Raw genomic sequence first — 17,667 nt, 5'->3', positions numbered from 1 at the left:
GTGGGGCAGACCTATGCGGTCCCCGACAGTGACATTGACAGCGACGCCCTGAGCGCCGATGTTGGCGGCGCGCTCGCCCTCGAACAGGGAAACACCACGGTTCGCGCGGTATTCCCCTGGGACGAGCATGACGGTAGACGCCCCGGGTATGCCTATTCGATGTTCATTCCGACCACTGCCACAGGCGCGTTCGACGAGTGCTGGATCGACATGTGGCCGCTCAACGAACACGTGAACACACTGGCGCTCACCGCGATCATCCCCAGCGGCAGCAACGACCCTGTTCAGGTGGAGCAGTACAGCCTCAACCCCTCATTGGCAGCGCAATTCACTGGCCCGCAACTCTATGCGAATCGCACAACGCGCTACGCGACGGTAGCAGCGATCGGTATCGCCGCTGCGCTTGGAGCAGTGAGTATATGGCGGCGCCGCTTAGAAGTCGCCTCTGATTTGCATGCGGGCGTCACTAGAACCGATATGACTGTCAAACTCCTCATAGAGACAGCGCTTGTCGCATGCGCTGCTCCACTCATCGCTTCACCCGCCATCGTGTGGATCATCACCGCGAATGCCGTTGAGAATCACGGAGCCATGTGGACACTAGCGGCTGTGACACTGATGGGAACCATGGGCGCGGCGCTCGCCGGAGCACTCGCAGCAACCGCGCTCATCCGAGAACGCCGACTCTTCATCTATTTCAAGCGCCAATGAGGCGCGCCGGAGGCAACGGTGCGATGTACACGCGAACAGCCTCAGGCACCCGCCAGGGCGTCGATGATCGCGGGGGTGAGCGCCCTGAAGGCGATGCCGCGGTGACTGATCGCGTTCTTCTCCTCAGCGCTCAACTCGGCGGTCGTCCTCGAAAAGCCTTCGGGCACGAAGATCGGGTCGTAGCCGAAACCGCCGGTGCCGCGCCGCGAGCGCACGAGCGTGCCGCGCACTTCGCCCCGTTCAACGAATTCGCGGCCATCCGGGGTGACCAGCGCCGCCGCCGACACGAAGGCGGCGCCGCGATGGCGATCGGGAACATCGGCGAGCTGTGCGAGCAGCAGATCCAGATTCGCAGCGTCATCGCCGTGGCGGCCGCACCAGCGCGCGGAGAAAATACCGGGAGCCCCGCCCAGAATGTCGACGCTGATCCCCGAATCATCAGCAATCGCGGGAAGCCCCGTCGCCCTCGCGAGGGCGCGCGCCTTGATGAGGGAGTTCTCCTCGAAGGTGACGCCGTCCTCGACCGGGTCGTCGACGTCGAAATCGGACATGCGGGCAATGACGCCCGCCTCATACCCCTCCCACACGGGGGCGAGGATCGCCTCCAACTCCACGATCTTATGAGCATTGGAGGTCGCGAAAACGAGCCTGGGCGCAGCCGTCACAGCGTCACCGTCTCACCCGCGGGGGCGTCGAGGCAGCGGCGCTGCAGATCGGCGAGCCGAGCATTGCCGATCGACGCCAGATCGAGCAGATCGCCCAGTTCCTCGCGGTTGAAGGGCGCGTGCTCAGCCGTGCCCTGCACCTCGATGAATGCACCGGAGCCGGTCTGGACGATATTCATATCCGTCTGCGCGCGCACGTCCTCCGCATAGGGCAGGTCGAGCATCGGCGCGCCGTCGACGATGCCGACGGATATCGCGCTCACCGAGTCGGTGAGGACCTTCGCCCCCGCGGTCATGATGCCCTGGGAGACGCCCCATTTCACGGCGTCGGCGAGGGCCACGTAGGCACCGGTGACCGAGGCGGTTCGCGTTCCCCCGTCGGCGCGCAGCACATCGCAGTCGAGGACGATCGTGTTCTCACCGAGAGCCGCGACATTGATGACGGCGCGCAGGGAGCGCCCGATGAGGCGGGAGATCTCCTGGGTGCGCCCCCCGATCTTGCCCTTGACGGACTCTCTTTGCGAACGTTCGGATGTGGCGCGCGGGAGCATCGCGTACTCCGCCGTCACCCACCCCTCGCCGCCGCCCTTGCGCCAGCGGGGGACGCCCTCGGTGAGGGAGGCGACGCACAGGACCCGGGTGTCCCCGAACTCGACGAGGACGGAGCCCTCGCCCACTCCCGCCCATCCGCGGGTCATGGAAACGGGGCGGAGCTGGTCGAAGGTGCGCCCGTCGGCGCGCAGTTCACTATTCGTCATATGGAACAGCCTAGCCGAGGGGCGCCTACGGTAAAGACATGCATCTGGACCTGCCGCTGTTGCGCGCCGACTTCGCCCCCGCCCCCTCCATCCGGGAGAACATCGCCGTTGAGGCCCTCGTCAGGGACGGGCTGAGTGCAGTGGGACTCGATCCGTGTGTGAGCGAGGAGGACCGGGCGGCATGCGCCTCCGCGGCATTCGTCGTCGTCACCGAGGGCGGCGCGATCGGCATTGATCGGCGCACCCGCGACGACGAGGGCGCAGTGCGACTCATGCGCATCGGCGGCGAGGAGCGCGCCGCCCTAGTGCGCGAGGGCATGGGCGCCCACGTGGTGGGCGTCGTCGAGGGCGAACTCGTCATCGCGATCACCCCCATTGGCGCCGGGACGGGCGACCGCGCGTCGGATGCGCGCGAGGCGAGGAACTTCATCAGCGGCATCGTCGGACCCGATCTGCAGTGGGCGAACCTGCGCAGGTGCGGACAACTCCTCGCTCCCGCAGACGCAAGGATCGCGCTCGTCGCGGCAGCGATCACGAACTGGAACGCCGCCAACAGCTTCTGCAGTGCGTGTGGATGTGCGACTGCGCCGATCAACGGCGGCTGGGTGAGGAAATGCTCCGACTGCGGCCTCGTCGAGTTCCCACGGCACGACCCTGCGATGATCGTGCGCATCGAGGACGAATCCGGGCGGATCCTCCTTGCGCACAATCGCCTGTGGTCGAACACTATGTGCTCCCTGCTCGCCGGTTTCGTCGAAGCGGGGGAGACCCCCGAAGAAACGGTGATCCGTGAGGCCTACGAAGAAGTGGGGCTGCGAGTCGCGCCGCCGACTTACGTCACCTGCCAGCCGTGGCCGTTCCCGCGCTCCCTCATGATGGGATACGTGACGACACTGGCGCCGGGGCAGGCTCCCGAGCCGCGCCCGGACGGCGACGAGATCGAATGGGCGCGCTTCTTCACCCGCGAGGAGTTCCTCCGGGCCGTCGACGACGGGCAGATCAGCGCACCCGGGCCGACATCGATCGCCCACGCACTCATCGCTCACTGGTTGGGCCGTCCCATTCCCGCACCTGCGGATGCGCTCGATCCCCTCGGTTGAGATCGGGCGCAGCCCGATGCGCATCGACCGATGTCGCAGATGCGGATGGCGCATGGGAAGATCCGACTATGAGTGAGAACGAACCGCAGGCGCTCCTCGACGCCCTCGACCCCGACCAGCGGGCGGTCGCCCTGCAGGTCAAGGGGCCTCTCGTGGTCTTGGCGGGCGCGGGCACCGGCAAGACCCGGGCGATCACCTACAGGATCGCCTACGGCGTCGCCACGGGCGCCTACTCGCCCGACTCGGTCCTCGCCGTCACCTTCACGAAGCGCGCCGCCTACGAGATGCGCCACCGACTCGCACAGCTCGGAGTGCCCCGCGCCCAAGCCAGGACATTCCACTCCGCAGCGCTGCGCCAACTGCGCCATTTCTGGCCGACCGTCATCGGCGGCCCCATGCCGTCGCTGCTCGCAACGAAAGCGGGAATCGTGTCCTCGGCTGCGGCGCGCTTGGGAATCGCAGCGGATAAGACCACGGTGCGCGACCTGGCTGCCGAGATCGAATGGGCGAAGGTGTCGATGGTTGACGCCGAGCACTATGGGGAGCGGGTGCGGGCGGGCCACGTCGTCCCCGCGGGGCTGGGCGCCGACGACATGGCCAAGCTGCTTGACGTGTACGAGGACGCCAAAGCCGAGCGCGGCGTCATCGACTACGAGGACATCCTCGTCATGATGTGCGCGATGCTCCAAGAGCGCGCCGATGTCGCGGCGAAGGTGCGGTCCCAATACCGCAACTTCGTCGTCGACGAATTCCAGGACGTGTCCCTCGCGCAGCGGCGCCTCCTCGACCTATGGCTGGGGGACCGCCACGACGTGTGCGTCGTCGGCGACGTCGCGCAGACCATCTACTCCTTCGCGGGGGCCGACCCCCGTCATCTCGTGGACTTCCCGACGAGCCACCCCGGTGCGCGCGTCCTCGAATTGACGCGCGACTACCGCTCGACCCCGCAGATCGTCGCCATTGCGAATCGGGTGATGTCCATGGCCGCCGGAACCTCAGGGGCGGTGCGACTGACATCGCAGCGAAGCAGCGGCCCTGCCGTGTCCTTCACCTCCTACGCGTCTGACCGGGACGAGGCGGCGGGCGTCGCGGGCAAGATCCGAGCGCTCATCGATTCTGGAACCCCGGCGCACGCGATCGCCGTACTCTACCGTATGAACAGCCAGTCCCAACCATTCGAAGAGGCTCTCGCCAATCAGGGGATCCGCGTCGCCATGACCAATTCGACCCCCTTTTTCCAGCGCGAAGACGTCGCCAGGGCGATGAGCGCGCTGCGCACCGCCGCGATGTCCCCGGAGGCGCAATCGGGGGAGCTGGCCGCGCTGGTGGCGAACGCGCTCGGCGCTGTCGGCTGGACGGAGGAGGCCCCCCAAGGCGGGGCCCTCCTGGAGCGGTGGAACAACCTGAACGCGATCATCGCCTGGGCCGAGGACTCGGCTGCGCCCACAGTGGAGGGGTTCCTCGCAGAACTCGACGAGAAGGCGCAATACCAGGTGGAGCCCGAAAAGCAGGGGGTTGAGCTGTCGACGCTGCACGCTGCGAAGGGCCTGGAATGGGATGCGGTGTTCCTCGTGGGCGCCGCCGAGGGGCAATTGCCGATCTATCAGGCAACGACGCCCCGGGCGCGCGAAGAGGAGCGGCGCCTCCTCTACGTGGGGATCACCCGCGCGAAGGACGTCCTCGACATCTCCTGGGCGCGTTCGCGCGGCAGCGGGGGCCGTCAGGCTCGCACCCGCTCGCGCCTCCTCGACGGGATCTGGCCTGAAAACGAGGGCCGCTCCTCCTCGCGGCCCGCGCATGCGGCGCCCTCGGCGAAAATGCGCGCGAGAGAATTCGAGGCGAGCGCCCCGGCTGAGGTCCTCGCCCTTTTCGAACGACTCAAGGCATGGAGGACGCTGGTTGCGACAGCCTCGTCGAAGCCGTCCTACACGGTATTGACGGACCAGAGCCTGCGCGACATTGCCATGGAGCGCCCCGAATCTGAACGGGAACTGTTGAGGATCAAAGGCATTGGGGACGTCAAGATGTCCCTCTACGGCGCGGATCTCCTCGCGATCGTCGCGGACAACCGCGTCATCGAGGCGCCATGATGCCGCTATTGCACGGCCGTCGTGCGGGCGCTTCAGGCGTCTGAGCGCTCGATGAGCGCCGCCAACGGCGCATAGTGCAGGTCGACGGCTGCCAGATACGCGTCGATGTTCCCCGCCTCGCATGCGGCGAGGATGTCTCCGTGGGCCTGTGCGGCGGCACGCATTGCCGCACTGTCGGCGGATTTGAGTTGCGGCGTCACCGACTGGTGGATCAGCCACATCGCCGACACGAGTTGCTGGATGAGGTCGTTGTCGAGGTATTCGAGGAGTCCGGAGTGGAATGCGATGTCCTCCTCGTAGTAGATCCGCCCTTCCGTCGCCTTGGTGCGCATCCGGTCGACCAGCGTCCACAGGTCGGGGTTCTCGCTGCCCTTCATGGCGGAGACGAGTTCGACGGAGATGCCCCGATCAAGGGCGCGGCGAATGGCGACGACCTCGGACAGCGATTTCGCGCCGTCGCTTCCGAGGGCGCTGCGCAGCAGGAGTGTTTCGACGAGGGGCTGCATGGACATCTCTCCGACGAAGGAGCCGCGCCCCTGGTGGGAGGACACGATGTCGAGTGCTTCGAGCTTTCGCAGGGCCTCGCGGACGGAGGAGCGCGATACACCGAGGTCGGCGCACAGGACGGCCTCGGTGGGCAGGGGCGCCCCCGGTTTGAGGTCATGGGTGAGGATGTAGCTCTTGATTGCGTTCATCGTCATTGATGAACGATTCGAGCCGACGGGAGGCTCTTTATCGTTTTGCAACATTCTTGAGCCTACAAGATCACTCAAAACCGCTTGCAAAGATTTGTCAGACAACATATCGTCATTCTACCGGATACGAGCCCCCCGCTCGATCGATTCTCAACGATGAGGAGTAACAATGCGTTTACGCAAGCATCTGGCTGCAGGCGTCGCGCTCATGGCGACCGCGACTCTTGCTCTGACTGCCTGCGGTGGCGGCACCGCCAAGACCGCGACACAGTCGGAGAGTACTCAGACCTCGACTGGATCCACGGCTCCGAAAGGTGAACTGAACCTCGGCGTCGCCTACGAAACGACGGACTATGGTCCGATCACGACCTCTGCTCTGGCAATGGGCACCAACTGGGAGGTCCTCGAAGGCCTCTATCAGTTCCACATGTCCGACTACTCCGTCTACCCGGCGCTTGCCAAGGGCGAGCCCACCAAGGTATCCGACACCGTTTACGAGGTGACGCTGAGGGACGGCGCCAAGTTCTCCGACGGCACCGACGTCACCGCTGACGATGTTGTGAGTTCCTACGCCCGCACCACTGACGATAAGTCCATCTACAAGCAGTTCTTCACCTTCGTGAAGTCCGTGGAGGCCAAGGACGCGAAGACCGTTACGATCACGCTCAACTATCCCTTCGCGAACATCAAGGAGCGTTTCGCGAACGTCAAGATCGTTCCCACCTCCATGGATGCCGACGCGCTCAAGGCCAAGCCGACCGGCTCCGGCCCCTACAAGTACGAGACCATCTCCCCGACCGAGGTCACCGCGGTTCCCAACCCGAACTACAACGGCCAGTACCCGGCACAGGTCGAACGCCTGCGCTGGCACGTCCTCAAGGATGACTCTGCGCGCCTGGCCGCCGCCCTCGATGGCACGACCGATGTGATGGAAGCGGTTCCCTCTTCCGCAGCCGACCAGATCAAGGCTGCGGGCTGGACGGTCGACGCCGTCCAGGGGTACGGCAACCCCTTCCTCATGTTCAACACCTCCAAGGCGCCCTTCAACAACGCCAACGTCCGCCAGGCGCTCCACCGCGCCATCGACAAGCAGAAGCTCATCGACTCCGCAATGGAGGGCCAGGCAACGGTCGCGACCTCGTTCCTCCCGGATACCAACCCCTCGTACAAGAAGACCGCGACCCAGCTGGACTACAACGTTGACGCCGCGAAGGCCGCCATCGCCGAGTCCGGCCTCACCGAGATCAACCTCACCACTACGGACCACCCGTGGATCCAGAACCTGATCCCCCAGATCAAGGCCGACTTCGAGGCTCTCGGCCTGACGGTCACCGTCAATTCGATGGCGTCCTCGGATCTCTACTCGAATGTCGCCGACGTCGACAACCCGACATACGATGTCATCCTCGCCCCCGGCGATCCCTCAGTCTTCGGCACCGACCCTGGCATCATTCTCGGATGGTGGAACGCTGACAACGTGTGGACCAACAAGCGATCCCAGTGGAAGAACGCTGATCCTGAGACCTTCAACAAGTTCCAGGAGATCATGAACGAAGCAGTCCAGCTCGACGGCGCCGAGGCGAAGGCCAAGTGGGGCGAAGCCCAGGACTTCCTCGCTGAGCAGGCAGTGACCTACCCGCTCTTCCACCGCAAGCTGATCACCGCCTACAACGGTGGCAAGCTCACCGGTTTCAAGTCGATCGCATCGACTGGCCTCGACCTCGTAGGAGTCGGACTCAAGTAATCGAGTCCCTTCTGCCGCTTGGCAGCCCCAATCCGATGAGGAGGGGCGGGTGCTTCCCGTCATCCGCCCCTCCTTTTCTGTGCCGAGCGGACTATTCAGGAGTATGAGCAGTGAATAATCTGTTGAGATTAATTGGGCGCCGCCTCGTCGCGCTCCCCATCATGATCATCGGCGTTTCCTTCCTCGTTTTCTTCATCATGTCGCTCTCACCGATCGACCCCGCCTACTCGGCCCTTGGAGAAACGGCGAGCCCCGAAGCACTTGAGGCCTACCGCGTCGAGCACGGCCTCGACAAACCCTTCTTCGTCCAATACGGCACATACCTGCTCGGGATGCTCACAGGCGATCTGGGCACCTACGGCGTCGGCACCGCCAACAGGGTGTCCGACCTTGTTGCGCAGGCACTCCCCGTCACCCTTCAGCTGACCTTCCTCGGTCTGCTCTTCGCCATCATCCTGGCCTTCCCCCTGGGCATCCTCGCGGCGATCTACCGCGACCGTTGGCCCGACCAGCTGATCCGCGTGATCTCGGTCGTCTCCATCGGCACGCCGTCCTTCTGGCTCGCAGCACTCCTCGTGCTCGGATTCGTGGGCACACTGCCGGTTTCCGGGCCCCTGCCCGCATTCACCGACAACCCTGCGGGCTGGTTCGGGCGCATGCTGCTGCCCGCGGTCGCCCTCGCGGTCCCCGTCGTCGGGCAGATGACGCGCGTCGTGCGAACCTCCATGGTGGAAGAACTCGATCGCGACTACGTGCGCACCGCGCTCGGCGCCGGCATTCCCAAGTCGATCGTCGTCGCCCGCAACGTCCTGCGGAACGCCCTCATCACGCCGATCACCGTCCTGGGCCTGCGCATCGGCTACCTCATGGGCGGCGCGGTGGTCATCGAGATCATCTTCGCCATTGACGGCATGGGTAAAGCGGTGCTCCTCAAGGGCATCCAGGAGAACTGGGTGACTCTCGTGCAAGGCGGCGCACTCGTCGTGGCGATCGCCTTCATCGTCGTCAACATCATCGTTGACATGCTCTACCTGCTCATTAATCCGCGTATTAGGTCGGTGTGATGATGAATCAGAAGGAAAAACTCGACACTGTCACTACCCCGGGCGCCCGCTTCAGTCGCATCGGCGCAATGTCGATCGGTGCGAAGATCGCCATGGGCGTTCTGGCGATCGTCTGTCTCATCTCCGTCCTCGCGCCGCTCATCGCGCCCTACGCCGCCGACCAGATCTTCACCAAATGGGAGGCGCCCAGCGCCGAACACCTCTTCGGCACCGATCACGTCGGCCGCGACATCTTGAGCCGCGTCCTCTACGGCGGACGCTTCTCCTTGATGATCGGCCTCTTCTCAACCCTCATCGCACTGTTCTTCGGTGCGATTATCGGGTCGGTCGCAGCGGTCGTGCGCAAGTCGATCTCCGAAGTCATCATGCGAATCCTCGACATCATCATGGCTGTGCCGGGTATCGCCATGGCCGCAGTCTCCGTCCTCGTCTTCGGACGCGCACTGCAGAAGGCGGGTAATGTCACCGCCCTCGTCTTCGTCATCGTCTGCTCGATCGCATTCGTCTACATCCCGCAGTTGTCGCGCATCGTCCGCGCGAATGTCATGGCGGCCTACGGCGAGGACTACGTCCGCGCAGTCATCGTCGCCGGTGCCCGCGCACCGTGGATCCTCATCAAACACGTCATGCGCAACACTGCGGCACCGGTCCTCGTCTTCGCGACGGTTCTCGTCGCCGACGCGATCATCCTGGAGGCATCCCTGACCTTCATCGGTTCGGGTCTCCAAGCGACGACCGTTCCCACATGGGGCAATATCCTCTCCGAGGCGTCCTCGAATCTGTCCGTCATGCTCGGCAAGTGGTGGACGGCATTCTTCCCCGGCGTGTTCATCATGCTGACGGTCTTGTGCCTCAACATCTTGTCCGAGGGCATCACCGATGCCATGGTCGCAGCTCCCAAGGGCCCCGCAGTCGCCCCGGTCTCTTCCGGCGCCCAGCGCGAGGCCGACCGTCTGCTGCTCGACCCGCGTCGCGCCTACGCAGAACAGGCAGAGTCGCTGCAGGCGAGCCTCGACGCCCTCGAAAAAGTTGAGTCCAGCCGCACCGACCGTTTCGAATCGACATCGACCGAGGCGCCGCTGCTCGAGGTCAAAGACCTGTGCATCAAATTCGACAACCACGGAGACGTCAACGTCGTCGACCACGTGTCATTCTCGGTCCGCCCGGGTGAGACGATGGGCCTCGTCGGAGAGTCCGGCTGCGGCAAGTCCATCACCTCGCTGTCAATCATGGGACTCATTAGCCCGAAGTCGACGCTGTCGGGTGAGATTCTCTACCAGGGCAAGAACCTCTTCGACATGTCGCCCGACGAACGTCAAAAGCTCCTCGGGCACGAGATGGCGATGATCTACCAGGATGCCCTCTCGTCGCTTAACCCGGCGATGCTCATCAAGACTCAGATGAAACAGCTCACCAGCCGCGGCGGCACCCGCTCCGCGGAGGAACTGCTCGAACTCGTCGGCCTTGACCCGAAGCGCACCCTGGAGTCCTACCCGCACGAGCTCTCCGGCGGCCAGCGCCAGCGAGTACTCATCGCCATGGCGCTGACCCGCGATCCGAAGCTCGTCATCGCTGACGAACCGACTACCGCCCTCGACGTGACAGTCCAGAAGCAGGTCATTGCACTGCTCAACGAACTGCGCGAGAAGCTCGGCTTCGCCATGATCTTCGTGTCGCACGACATCGCCCTCGTAGCCGAGGTCGCGCACTCGATTACCGTCATGTACGCGGGTCAGGTCGTCGAACAGGGCCCCACCTCGGAGCTGCTCGAACACCCGACTCACGAGTACACGCGGGGCCTGCTCGGCGCCGTACTCTCCATCGAGTCCGGTTCGGGACGCCTCCACCAGGTGCCCGGCGTCGTCCCGTCGCCCCGCGACTTCCCCACAGGCGACCGCTTCGCACCGCGCTCCTCGCACCCGGACTACGGCCTGGATATTCGACCCGTCCTTACCGAGGTCAGCCCCGGTCACGTGTATGCGGCACTCCCGCCGCGCCCCGAGACCGTCGGCGTCACCACGAACACAGGGGAGGAGAACTGATGACTTCCGCACACACCCCGATCATCGAACTCAAGGATGTTGAAGTTTCCTTCACCTCGCGAACGGGTTCGCTATTCAAACCGAATAAGGTTCACGCGGTGCGCGGCGTCAACCTCGCCGTCATGCGCGGACAGACGCTCGGCCTTGTCGGCGAGTCCGGCTGCGGCAAGTCGACGACCGCCAACGTCATGTGCGGCCTCGTCGCCCCCACCGCCGGACACGTGTACTTCAACGGCGAGGAAGTGACCAAGCGGACCGCTGAGGCCCGCCGCCGTATCGGACGAGTCGTCTCCGTCGTCTTCCAGGACCCGGCGACCGCGCTCAACCCGCGAATGATCGTCCGCGATCAACTCGCCGACCCGATGCGCGTCCACAAGATCGGCACCGAGGCCGAACGGCAGAAGCGAGTCATGGAACTCATCTCCATGGTGGGCCTGCCTTCATCCGCCCTCGAGACCCTGCCTGGCCAGCTCTCCGGCGGCCAGCGCCAGCGCGTCGCCATTGCGAGGGCGCTGTCACTCGGCCCCGACGCGATCATCGCCGACGAGCCGACCTCTGCCCTCGACGTCTCGGTGCGCGCCCAGGTTCTCAACCTGCTCACCGACCTCAAGAGGGAGCTCAACCTCGCAATGGTCTTCATCTCTCACGACATCCAGACAGTCCGTTACATCTCCGATCGCATTGCCGTCATGAACAAGGGACTTGTCGTGGAGGAGGGGCCCGCGGCCGAGTTGCTCGCCAATCCGAAAGACCCCTACACGCGTACGCTGCTCGGCGCAGCGCCGTCCCTGTTGCACCCGACTCTTGAAGGAGACAAGAAATGACCGCTCCGCTCCGCGGCGTCATCCCGCCATTGGCGATCCCGCACAAGGACGGCGCACTCGACACGGTTTCACTAGACCGTCACGTCAATCGCATGATTGACGCCGGAATCCACGGCCTGTTCGTGCTCGGCTCCTCCGGTGAAGTGGCGTTCTCCACGTCCATCCGCCGCGCTGAGATCCTCGACGCCGCAATCGCCAGCGTCAATGGCCGCATCCCTGTCATCGCGGGTGTCATCGACACGGAGACCGACAGAGTCATCGAGCACATCCGCCAGGCAGAGTCCTTCGGCGTGGACGCGGTCGTCGCGACCGCCCCGTTCTACGCCCTCCAGGGCGAGGCCGAGGTGTATGCGCACTTCCGCGCGCTACGCGAGGCGACAGACCTGCCGATCTGGGCCTATGACATCCCCGTATGCGTCCACACAAAGCTGTCGAACAAGCTGATCATGGATCTCGGCACAGAGGGCGTCATCGCGGGCGTCAAGGATTCGTCCGGAGACGACGTCGCATTCCGCTGGCTGTGCCGTGAGAATGCCGAGGCGGAGCACCCGCTTCAGCTGCTCACCGGACACGAAGTCGTCGTCGACGGCGCTTACATGTCCGGCGCCGACGGGTCCGTCCCCGGACTCGGCAACGTCGATCCGCACGGCTACGTGCGCCAATGGGACGCTTACCAGGTGGGCGACTGGGAGACGGTTCGCGCCGAACAGGACCGCCTCGCCGACCTCATGCGCATCGTCCAGGTGTCCGGAGTCCAGGGCTTCGGCGCTGGAATCGGGGCCTTCAAGACCGCTTTGATGCTGCTCGGAGTTTTCGACACGAATGACATGCCGACTCCGGTCAAGGCCCTTGAAGGTGACAACGTCGCGTGGGTCGAGAAGGTGCTCCGCGATACGGGCATGCTCGACTGATCGTACTCGCCGGGGGTGGTGGGGCCGCGGCCCCACCACCCCCGGACCCACCGTAAATTTTCGAGGAGTATCCAGTGTCTGACCAGCCAGTGGAGGAGACCTTCCCGATTCTCGCGCTCGACATCGGCGGCACGAAGATCGGATGGGCGATCGTTGATGAGGTCGAAGGCGAACTGTCGATCATCGAGTCCGATGCCATCGCAACGAGGGCCAACGAAGGCGGCCCCGCCGTCGCCGATAGGATCTGCGGCCTCGTCGAGGAGATACACCAGCGCTTCCCGGCACTCACAGGCATCGCCGTCGCCAGCGCTGGCGTCGTCAACCCCACTGACGGGTCGATCATCTCCGCAACCAACACGATGCCCGGATGGGGCGGCACTCCCCTGGGGGAACGCCTGCGCGCATCTACCGGACTGCCCGTGCAGGTCCTCAACGATGTCCACGCCCACGGCCTCGGCGAAGCGCGCCTGGGGGCCGGACGCGGATACGACACGGTCCTGTCCATCGCAGTGGGCACCGGGATCGGCGGAGCCATCATCCACGACTCCGAAGTCGTATTCGGAAGCCACTACCTGGCCGGCCACGTCGGCCACATCCACCACCATTACGCCCCCGACATGCAATGCTCATGCGGGCGTATGGGTCACATCGAAGCCTTCTGCTCGGGGTCGGGCGTCACCGCCTGGTACGCCCAGCGCCGCTCAGACTCCGACCCCGAGGCCCGCAATGGCCGCGAACTCCAAGAACTCGCGGACTCCGGTCACGCCCTCGCCCTCTCCTGCTTCACCGAATCCGCCTACGCGCTCGGGGAGAGCATCGGATCACTCGCCAACACGATCGACCCGTCGATCATCATCATGTCGGGATCGATGACCCGCTCGGGTGAGGCGTGGTGGGACGCCGTGGCGGCAGGCTATGCCTCCAGCGCCATGAGCGCTGTCGCCCCAGTCGCAATCGTCCCAGGCGAACTCTCTGGCGCCGCCCCGCTGATGGGAGCGGTTCTGCACTACCTCAACCGCCGCGGTGCGCGCTGACGCGCTCCGAAGCACTCATCGAAACACGAAAAAGGGAATACATCATGGTTCATCCGCTCATCGAATCACTTCGCGGCACACTCATCGTCTCCGTCCAGGCATACCCCGGGGAGCCGATGCGCCATCCCGAGACGATGGCGCAGATCGCGCGGGCAGCGGAAATCGGCGGCGCGAGCGCGATCCGCTGCCAGGGACTGTCCGACATCTCCGCCATCAAGGGCCGCGTTCAGGTCCCCGTCATCGGACTGTGGAAAGAGGGTCACGAAGGTGTGTACATCACGCCGAGCCTGCGCCACGCCCGTGCCTGCGTCATGGCGGGCAGCGACATCGTCGCCGTCGATGCCACCTCGCGCCCCCGCCTTGACGGGCGCAGCTTCGCTCAGACTTGCGAAGCCCTCCACGGGGACGGCACTCTCGTCATGGCTGACTGCGGCTCCTTCGCTGACGCGGCAGCGGCTTATGAAGCCGGAGCCGATATCATTTCGACGACCCTCGCCGGGTATAGTGACGACCGTGAGAAGACTGAGGGGCCCGACCTCGAACTTCTCAGGGAAATCGTCGCCGCCTACCCCGACGCCGCAGTGATCTGCGAGGGGCGCGTCCACACGCCCGCTGATGCCGCCGCCGCTATGGAGGCTGGGGCGTTCGCCGTGATCGTCGGAACGGGTATCACTCATCCCACGTCGATCACCTCGTGGTTCGCTGCCGCCGTCGAGACGCGCTGAAGGATCGGCGAATTCAGTCGATATGGTCACGACATGCCGTTATGAGGTTGACGGGGTTCACGAGCGGGGAACGATGATCCTTTTGGGGGATCCCGCCGGGCACACTGACCACTTGGATGCTATTCGGGATCTCTTCGCACCACAGTGGCGCATCATCCTCGTCCGCAGGCTGTGTGCCGATGGCGTTGACGAGGATGGAGCCGGACCCGATTGGGCGGGGGCTGCCACGGATTTCGTCGCCTCCCGGGTCTCAACGACACCGGGGCGGGGAGTCGTCCTCGTCGGAGTCGGCGCGGGGGCCGCCATCGCCGCGACGGTTGCCGCGTCGATCCCGCAGGTGATCCTCGCGCTCATCGTTGACGCCGGGGATGTTGTCGCGGCACCGGTGCCGACGCTCGCAGCCCCATGGGACGATGCCGAGGCGGTGGCCTTCCTCGGCCGGGAGGTCCCCGAGTTCGCGGTCGCCCGCCCGTATTGCGCCCCCGATCAGCGGGCCAAGGTCGACCTCGATCCGCTTGCCGGTTGGCGCCCGACCCTGCAGTCGCGCGCCGTCACCGCCCGCACCTTCACTCCGCCGGAAATCCCCGACGGCATCCGGGTACGGGTGGAGGACTTCGGGGGAGTGGAGTGCCGGGTCTTGGCCGACAAGTCACTGCCCGTCGGCGCCGTCCTCTTCGTCATCCACGGAGGCGGATTCACTCGCGGCGAGGCAAGATTCGAGGACCCGCGCAACCTTACCTTCATCGAGGACTACACCCGCAGGTGGGGCGGGGGCTTGGGGGGCGGCTTCATGACGATCACGCCCGAATATCGACTCGCCCCCGAATACCCCTACCCCGCGGGGCTTGCCGACACGCTCGCCGCGCTGCGCGCCGTATTCGACCGATATGCGGGGCTGCCCCTCATCATCGTCGGCGACTCTGCGGGGTCGGGCATGGCGAATCAGGTTCTGTGGAGCCTGCGATCCGATGAACTCGCCCTCATCAGCGGCGTCGTCGCTTTCGAACCGTGCCTGGACCCCGCAGTTGATACGACTTCGACCTACGACTACGCTACGGGGCCCATCTGGCCGCGTCCGACGGCCATTGCGTCGTGGGGTGAGTACTGCGATTCGGGAGCGCGCCCCTGGCAGGTGCATCCCCCCATCGGGCGGGTCGACCCGGCCTTCCCGCCCGTGTTCGTCACCGTCAACACTGCAGATGTCCTGCGAGATGAGGCGATCGCGTGGACGATGCGTCTCATCCGCGGCGGTGCCATCGCTGAACTGCATTGCTTTCCCGGTACTGTGCACGGCTGGAGCTCGGTGCCCGGCACCAGCACGTGGGACAGGGTGACGGATGCGCTGCTCCCATTCGTGGATCGGTGCCTGCGCGGGCGGGATGCATGGATCGCACCTGCGGACGCCGAATGAAGAACTCGGTCATATGACACACTGGGCACTGTTCGTGCCTGCCTCCATCAGAAAGGAATGACGATGCGCATCGCCATTGTTAATAGTGAAGAAGAAATCGCGCGCCTCGCTGCCGACCGCGTGTGCGAAGTTTACCGTTCCAAGCCGGATTTCGTGCTCGGCCTGGCAACAGGATCCTCTCCGATCCCCCTCTACGATGAGCTGGTTCGCCGCTACGAGGCGGGTGAAATCTCATTCGCACAGGTGAAGTCGTTCAACCTCGACGAGTACGTCGGCCTGCCGCGCGACCACTTCGAGGGGTACGCGAACTTCATCCGCCGCCACCTCGTCGGACGCGTCGACATGCCCGAGGGTGCTGCTCACGGACCCGACGGATGGGCGGAGGACCTTGATGCGGGAGCCGCTGCCTACGATCAGGCGATCAAGGATGCCGGGGGCATCGACATCCAGGTCCTCGGCATCGGTTCCGACGGCCACATCGGCTTCAACGAGCCCGGCGGCTCCCTGTCCTCGCGCACGCACGTCGGCGTCCTCACCGAACAGACACGCCGCGACAACGCCCGCTTCTTCGACGGCGACATCGACCAGGTGCCCACCCACTGCGTCACGCAGGGCATCGGTACGATCATGGACTCGCGCGCGCACGTGTTCATCGCCACCGGCAAGGGCAAGGCACGCGCCGTCAAGGAGATGATCGAGGGCGGCGTCTCGCAGCGCTGGCCGGCGACTGCACTGCAGTACCACAACGACGTTCTCGTGATCATTGACGAGGACGCGGCGTCCGAACTCGAACTCGCAGACTTCTACAAGGAAGTGTGGACCAAGGAGAACGCCTGAGTGATGTGAGCCGGAGGTCGACCGGGGATCGCCTCGGTCGATCCCCGTGCATGATCCATCGCCATGGTGCCGCGGTGCTACTGCAGTGCAGCGGCGGGCTCGTTGATGCTGAAGGGAGCACCCGCGGCCCCACATCCGCATCCCGGGTGGGCGTGAACGACCTCGCGCGTCTGCCGCCCCGCCGCATCGACCCGGATGATGACGGCAGAGGCGTCTGCTCCGTTGGCCGATTGTGTTTCCTCATAGTGACTGAGCATCTGGGCGGCGATGGACGCCGCCTGGCTCGTCGCCGCCGACGATGCGGCGAGTAGTGGCCATGAGGCTGCCCAATGATCGACGAGTGGGGCCAGGGGGTCTGCATCGGCTCGGTGCAGCGCCCCGCACAGGTGGCACGGGGTGACCCCCGGGACGGTGTACGGGCCGATCTCGTACCCGAATTCCGTGCGCAACACCATGAGATGGGGGAGGTCCTGTGCGATGTACGCGCTCGTCTCATCGAGGCCGATCGTCCGGTCACGGATGATGATCGCCGCGTCGGGCAGAGACGACGGGCGCAGATCCACATGCGGCCATCGCTCTTCGACATAACGTCGGATCGCCGAGGTGCGGGTCGTCCCGCGCTGCTGAGTGCCCAGGAGGCGTGAGAGACCTTCGTCAACCCTTGATGAGTCCCGAATGGTCAGCGCGACGGCGTACTCGTCGAGGAGGCGATCAATGAGCGGGGGGATCAGTTCGGTGACGCCGTCGATCAGGAGATGCAGACGCTCACTGTGAGGGTCATTCGCTGCGAAACCGGTGGAGCGCAGGCGCGCCTGCAAATGCGCGGGGATGAGGCGCGGGCTGCGCCCCCACGAGCTGGTCGGGCGGATGTAGGAGGGCAGAGCGGCGTTCGCCCCGTGGATGAGGGCTGCGATGTCGCTGCTCGGCAGGTCGGCGATGATCTCATGATGATCGGCGTCCGTGCCGATCTGAATATGCGTCTGCGTCCTGCGCACGACGGCGGTGCCCGGTCTGAACTTCATGGGAGCCTCCTAGAGAATCGGTCACTGCATCGAG

Annotated in this window: 16 protein-coding genes; 12 read left to right on the top strand and 4 right to left on the bottom strand. The window is 65.1% G+C overall.

The window, feature by feature from the left end; genetic code table 11:
* Positions 1 to 711, top strand: coding sequence for a hypothetical protein (locus BQ7471_RS00270; protein WP_076463333.1), 711 nt, complete (start codon positions 1 to 3; stop codon positions 709 to 711).
* A gap of 41 nt (positions 712 to 752) precedes the next feature.
* On the opposite strand, the gene rdgB is transcribed toward BQ7471_RS00270, so the two are convergent.
* The gene (rdgB, locus tag BQ7471_RS00265) at positions 753 to 1,376 is read right to left on the bottom strand and encodes an RdgB/HAM1 family non-canonical purine NTP pyrophosphatase (RefSeq protein ID WP_076463331.1); all 624 of its coding nucleotides are present in this window, start codon (positions 1,374 to 1,376) and stop codon (positions 753 to 755) included.
* A complete protein-coding gene (gene rph / locus BQ7471_RS00260; protein ID WP_076463330.1) occupies positions 1,373 to 2,134 on the bottom strand; it encodes a ribonuclease PH in 762 nt (253 codons plus the stop codon). The genes rdgB and rph overlap by 4 nt, the downstream gene beginning before the upstream one ends.
* Positions 2,135 to 2,172: 38 nt before the next feature.
* Between rph and nudC the strand changes: the two genes are divergently transcribed.
* Positions 2,173 to 3,234: an NAD(+) diphosphatase gene (gene nudC / locus BQ7471_RS00255; RefSeq protein ID WP_076463328.1), complete on the top strand. Its 1,062-nt coding sequence runs from the start codon at positions 2,173 to 2,175 to the stop codon at positions 3,232 to 3,234.
* 68 nt (positions 3,235 to 3,302) lie between these two features.
* Positions 3,303 to 5,324 (top strand): ATP-dependent helicase, encoded by a 2,022-nt coding sequence (locus BQ7471_RS00250; RefSeq protein WP_076463327.1) that lies wholly within the window; start codon positions 3,303 to 3,305, stop codon positions 5,322 to 5,324.
* 32 nt (positions 5,325 to 5,356) lie between these two features.
* Here the strand turns inward: BQ7471_RS00250 and BQ7471_RS00245 are convergent, their stop codons facing one another.
* A complete protein-coding gene (locus BQ7471_RS00245) occupies positions 5,357 to 6,025 on the bottom strand; it encodes a FadR/GntR family transcriptional regulator (RefSeq protein ID WP_328586639.1) in 669 nt (222 codons plus the stop codon).
* 163 nt (positions 6,026 to 6,188) lie between these two features.
* On the opposite strand from BQ7471_RS00245, the gene BQ7471_RS00240 reads away from it, so the two are divergent.
* The 9 genes from BQ7471_RS00240 (at position 6,189) to nagB (ending at position 16,611) form a co-directional block, all read left to right on the top strand.
* Positions 6,189 to 7,763 carry an ABC transporter substrate-binding protein gene (locus BQ7471_RS00240; protein WP_076463324.1) on the top strand — a complete coding sequence of 525 codons (1,575 nt, stop codon included), beginning with the start codon at positions 6,189 to 6,191 and terminating at the stop codon, positions 7,761 to 7,763.
* 110 nt (positions 7,764 to 7,873) lie between these two features.
* Positions 7,874 to 8,827: an ABC transporter permease gene (locus BQ7471_RS00235; protein ID WP_076463322.1), complete on the top strand. Its 954-nt coding sequence runs from the start codon at positions 7,874 to 7,876 to the stop codon at positions 8,825 to 8,827.
* A 2-nt stretch (positions 8,828 to 8,829) separates the two neighbouring features.
* A complete protein-coding gene (locus tag BQ7471_RS00230; protein WP_076463571.1) occupies positions 8,830 to 10,869 on the top strand; it encodes a dipeptide/oligopeptide/nickel ABC transporter permease/ATP-binding protein in 2,040 nt (679 codons plus the stop codon).
* Complete coding sequence (locus BQ7471_RS00225) at positions 10,869 to 11,693, top strand: ABC transporter ATP-binding protein (protein ID WP_076463320.1); 825 nt, start codon at positions 10,869 to 10,871, stop codon at positions 11,691 to 11,693. Before BQ7471_RS00230 ends, BQ7471_RS00225 begins: the two co-directional genes overlap by 1 nt.
* Entirely contained in the window at positions 11,690 to 12,604 is a 915-nt protein-coding gene (locus BQ7471_RS00220) for a dihydrodipicolinate synthase family protein (RefSeq protein WP_076463319.1), read from the top strand. The genes BQ7471_RS00225 and BQ7471_RS00220 overlap by 4 nt, the downstream gene beginning before the upstream one ends.
* 74 nt (positions 12,605 to 12,678) lie before the next feature.
* Entirely contained in the window at positions 12,679 to 13,638 is a 960-nt protein-coding gene (locus BQ7471_RS00215) for an ROK family protein (RefSeq protein ID WP_083663153.1), read from the top strand.
* Between the two features lie 44 nt (positions 13,639 to 13,682).
* Positions 13,683 to 14,363 carry an N-acetylmannosamine-6-phosphate 2-epimerase gene (locus BQ7471_RS00210; RefSeq protein ID WP_076463317.1) on the top strand — a complete coding sequence of 227 codons (681 nt, stop codon included), beginning with the start codon at positions 13,683 to 13,685 and terminating at the stop codon, positions 14,361 to 14,363.
* A 22-nt stretch (positions 14,364 to 14,385) separates the two neighbouring features.
* On the top strand, positions 14,386 to 15,774 hold the full coding sequence (locus tag BQ7471_RS00205; protein WP_076463315.1) for an alpha/beta hydrolase fold domain-containing protein: 1,389 nt from the start codon (positions 14,386 to 14,388) through the stop codon (positions 15,772 to 15,774).
* A gap of 63 nt (positions 15,775 to 15,837) precedes the next feature.
* Entirely contained in the window at positions 15,838 to 16,611 is a 774-nt protein-coding gene (nagB, locus tag BQ7471_RS00200; protein ID WP_076463314.1) for a glucosamine-6-phosphate deaminase, read from the top strand.
* 77 nt (positions 16,612 to 16,688) lie between these two features.
* Here the strand turns inward: nagB and BQ7471_RS00195 are convergent, their stop codons facing one another.
* Positions 16,689 to 17,633: a hypothetical protein gene (locus tag BQ7471_RS00195; RefSeq protein WP_076463311.1), complete on the bottom strand. Its 945-nt coding sequence runs from the start codon at positions 17,631 to 17,633 to the stop codon at positions 16,689 to 16,691.
* Between the last annotated feature and the right edge of the window lie 34 nt (positions 17,634 to 17,667).

Origin of the sequence: Actinomyces mediterranea, assembly GCF_900155595.1 — a bacterium.
Lineage (GTDB): Bacteria > Actinomycetota > Actinomycetes > Actinomycetales > Actinomycetaceae > Pauljensenia > Pauljensenia mediterranea.
The sequence above is the reverse complement of the archived record's forward strand: the minus strand, read 5'-3'. Positions and strand labels throughout refer to the sequence as shown.

Bases quoted from the DNA above. Each gene is read 5' to 3' on its own strand.
- rph (WP_076463330.1), bottom strand. From the start codon at position 2,134: ATGACGAATAGTGAACTGCGCGCCGACGGGCGCACCTTCGACCAGCTC.
- nudC (WP_076463328.1), top strand. From the start codon at position 2,173: ATGCATCTGGACCTGCCGCTGTTGCGCGCCGACTTCGCCCCCGCCCCC.
- BQ7471_RS00250 (WP_076463327.1), top strand. From the start codon at position 3,303: ATGAGTGAGAACGAACCGCAGGCGCTCCTCGACGCCCTCGACCCCGAC.
- BQ7471_RS00245 (WP_328586639.1), bottom strand. From the start codon at position 6,025: ATGACGATGAACGCAATCAAGAGCTACATCCTCACCCATGACCTCAAA.
- BQ7471_RS00240 (WP_076463324.1), top strand. From the start codon at position 6,189: ATGCGTTTACGCAAGCATCTGGCTGCAGGCGTCGCGCTCATGGCGACC.
- BQ7471_RS00230 (WP_076463571.1), top strand. From the start codon at position 8,830: ATGAATCAGAAGGAAAAACTCGACACTGTCACTACCCCGGGCGCCCGC.
- BQ7471_RS00225 (WP_076463320.1), top strand. From the start codon at position 10,869: ATGACTTCCGCACACACCCCGATCATCGAACTCAAGGATGTTGAAGTT.
- BQ7471_RS00220 (WP_076463319.1), top strand. From the start codon at position 11,690: ATGACCGCTCCGCTCCGCGGCGTCATCCCGCCATTGGCGATCCCGCAC.
- BQ7471_RS00210 (WP_076463317.1), top strand. From the start codon at position 13,683: ATGGTTCATCCGCTCATCGAATCACTTCGCGGCACACTCATCGTCTCC.
- BQ7471_RS00205 (WP_076463315.1), top strand. From the start codon at position 14,386: ATGGTCACGACATGCCGTTATGAGGTTGACGGGGTTCACGAGCGGGGA.
- nagB (WP_076463314.1), top strand. From the start codon at position 15,838: ATGCGCATCGCCATTGTTAATAGTGAAGAAGAAATCGCGCGCCTCGCT.
- BQ7471_RS00195 (WP_076463311.1), bottom strand. From the start codon at position 17,633: ATGAAGTTCAGACCGGGCACCGCCGTCGTGCGCAGGACGCAGACGCAT.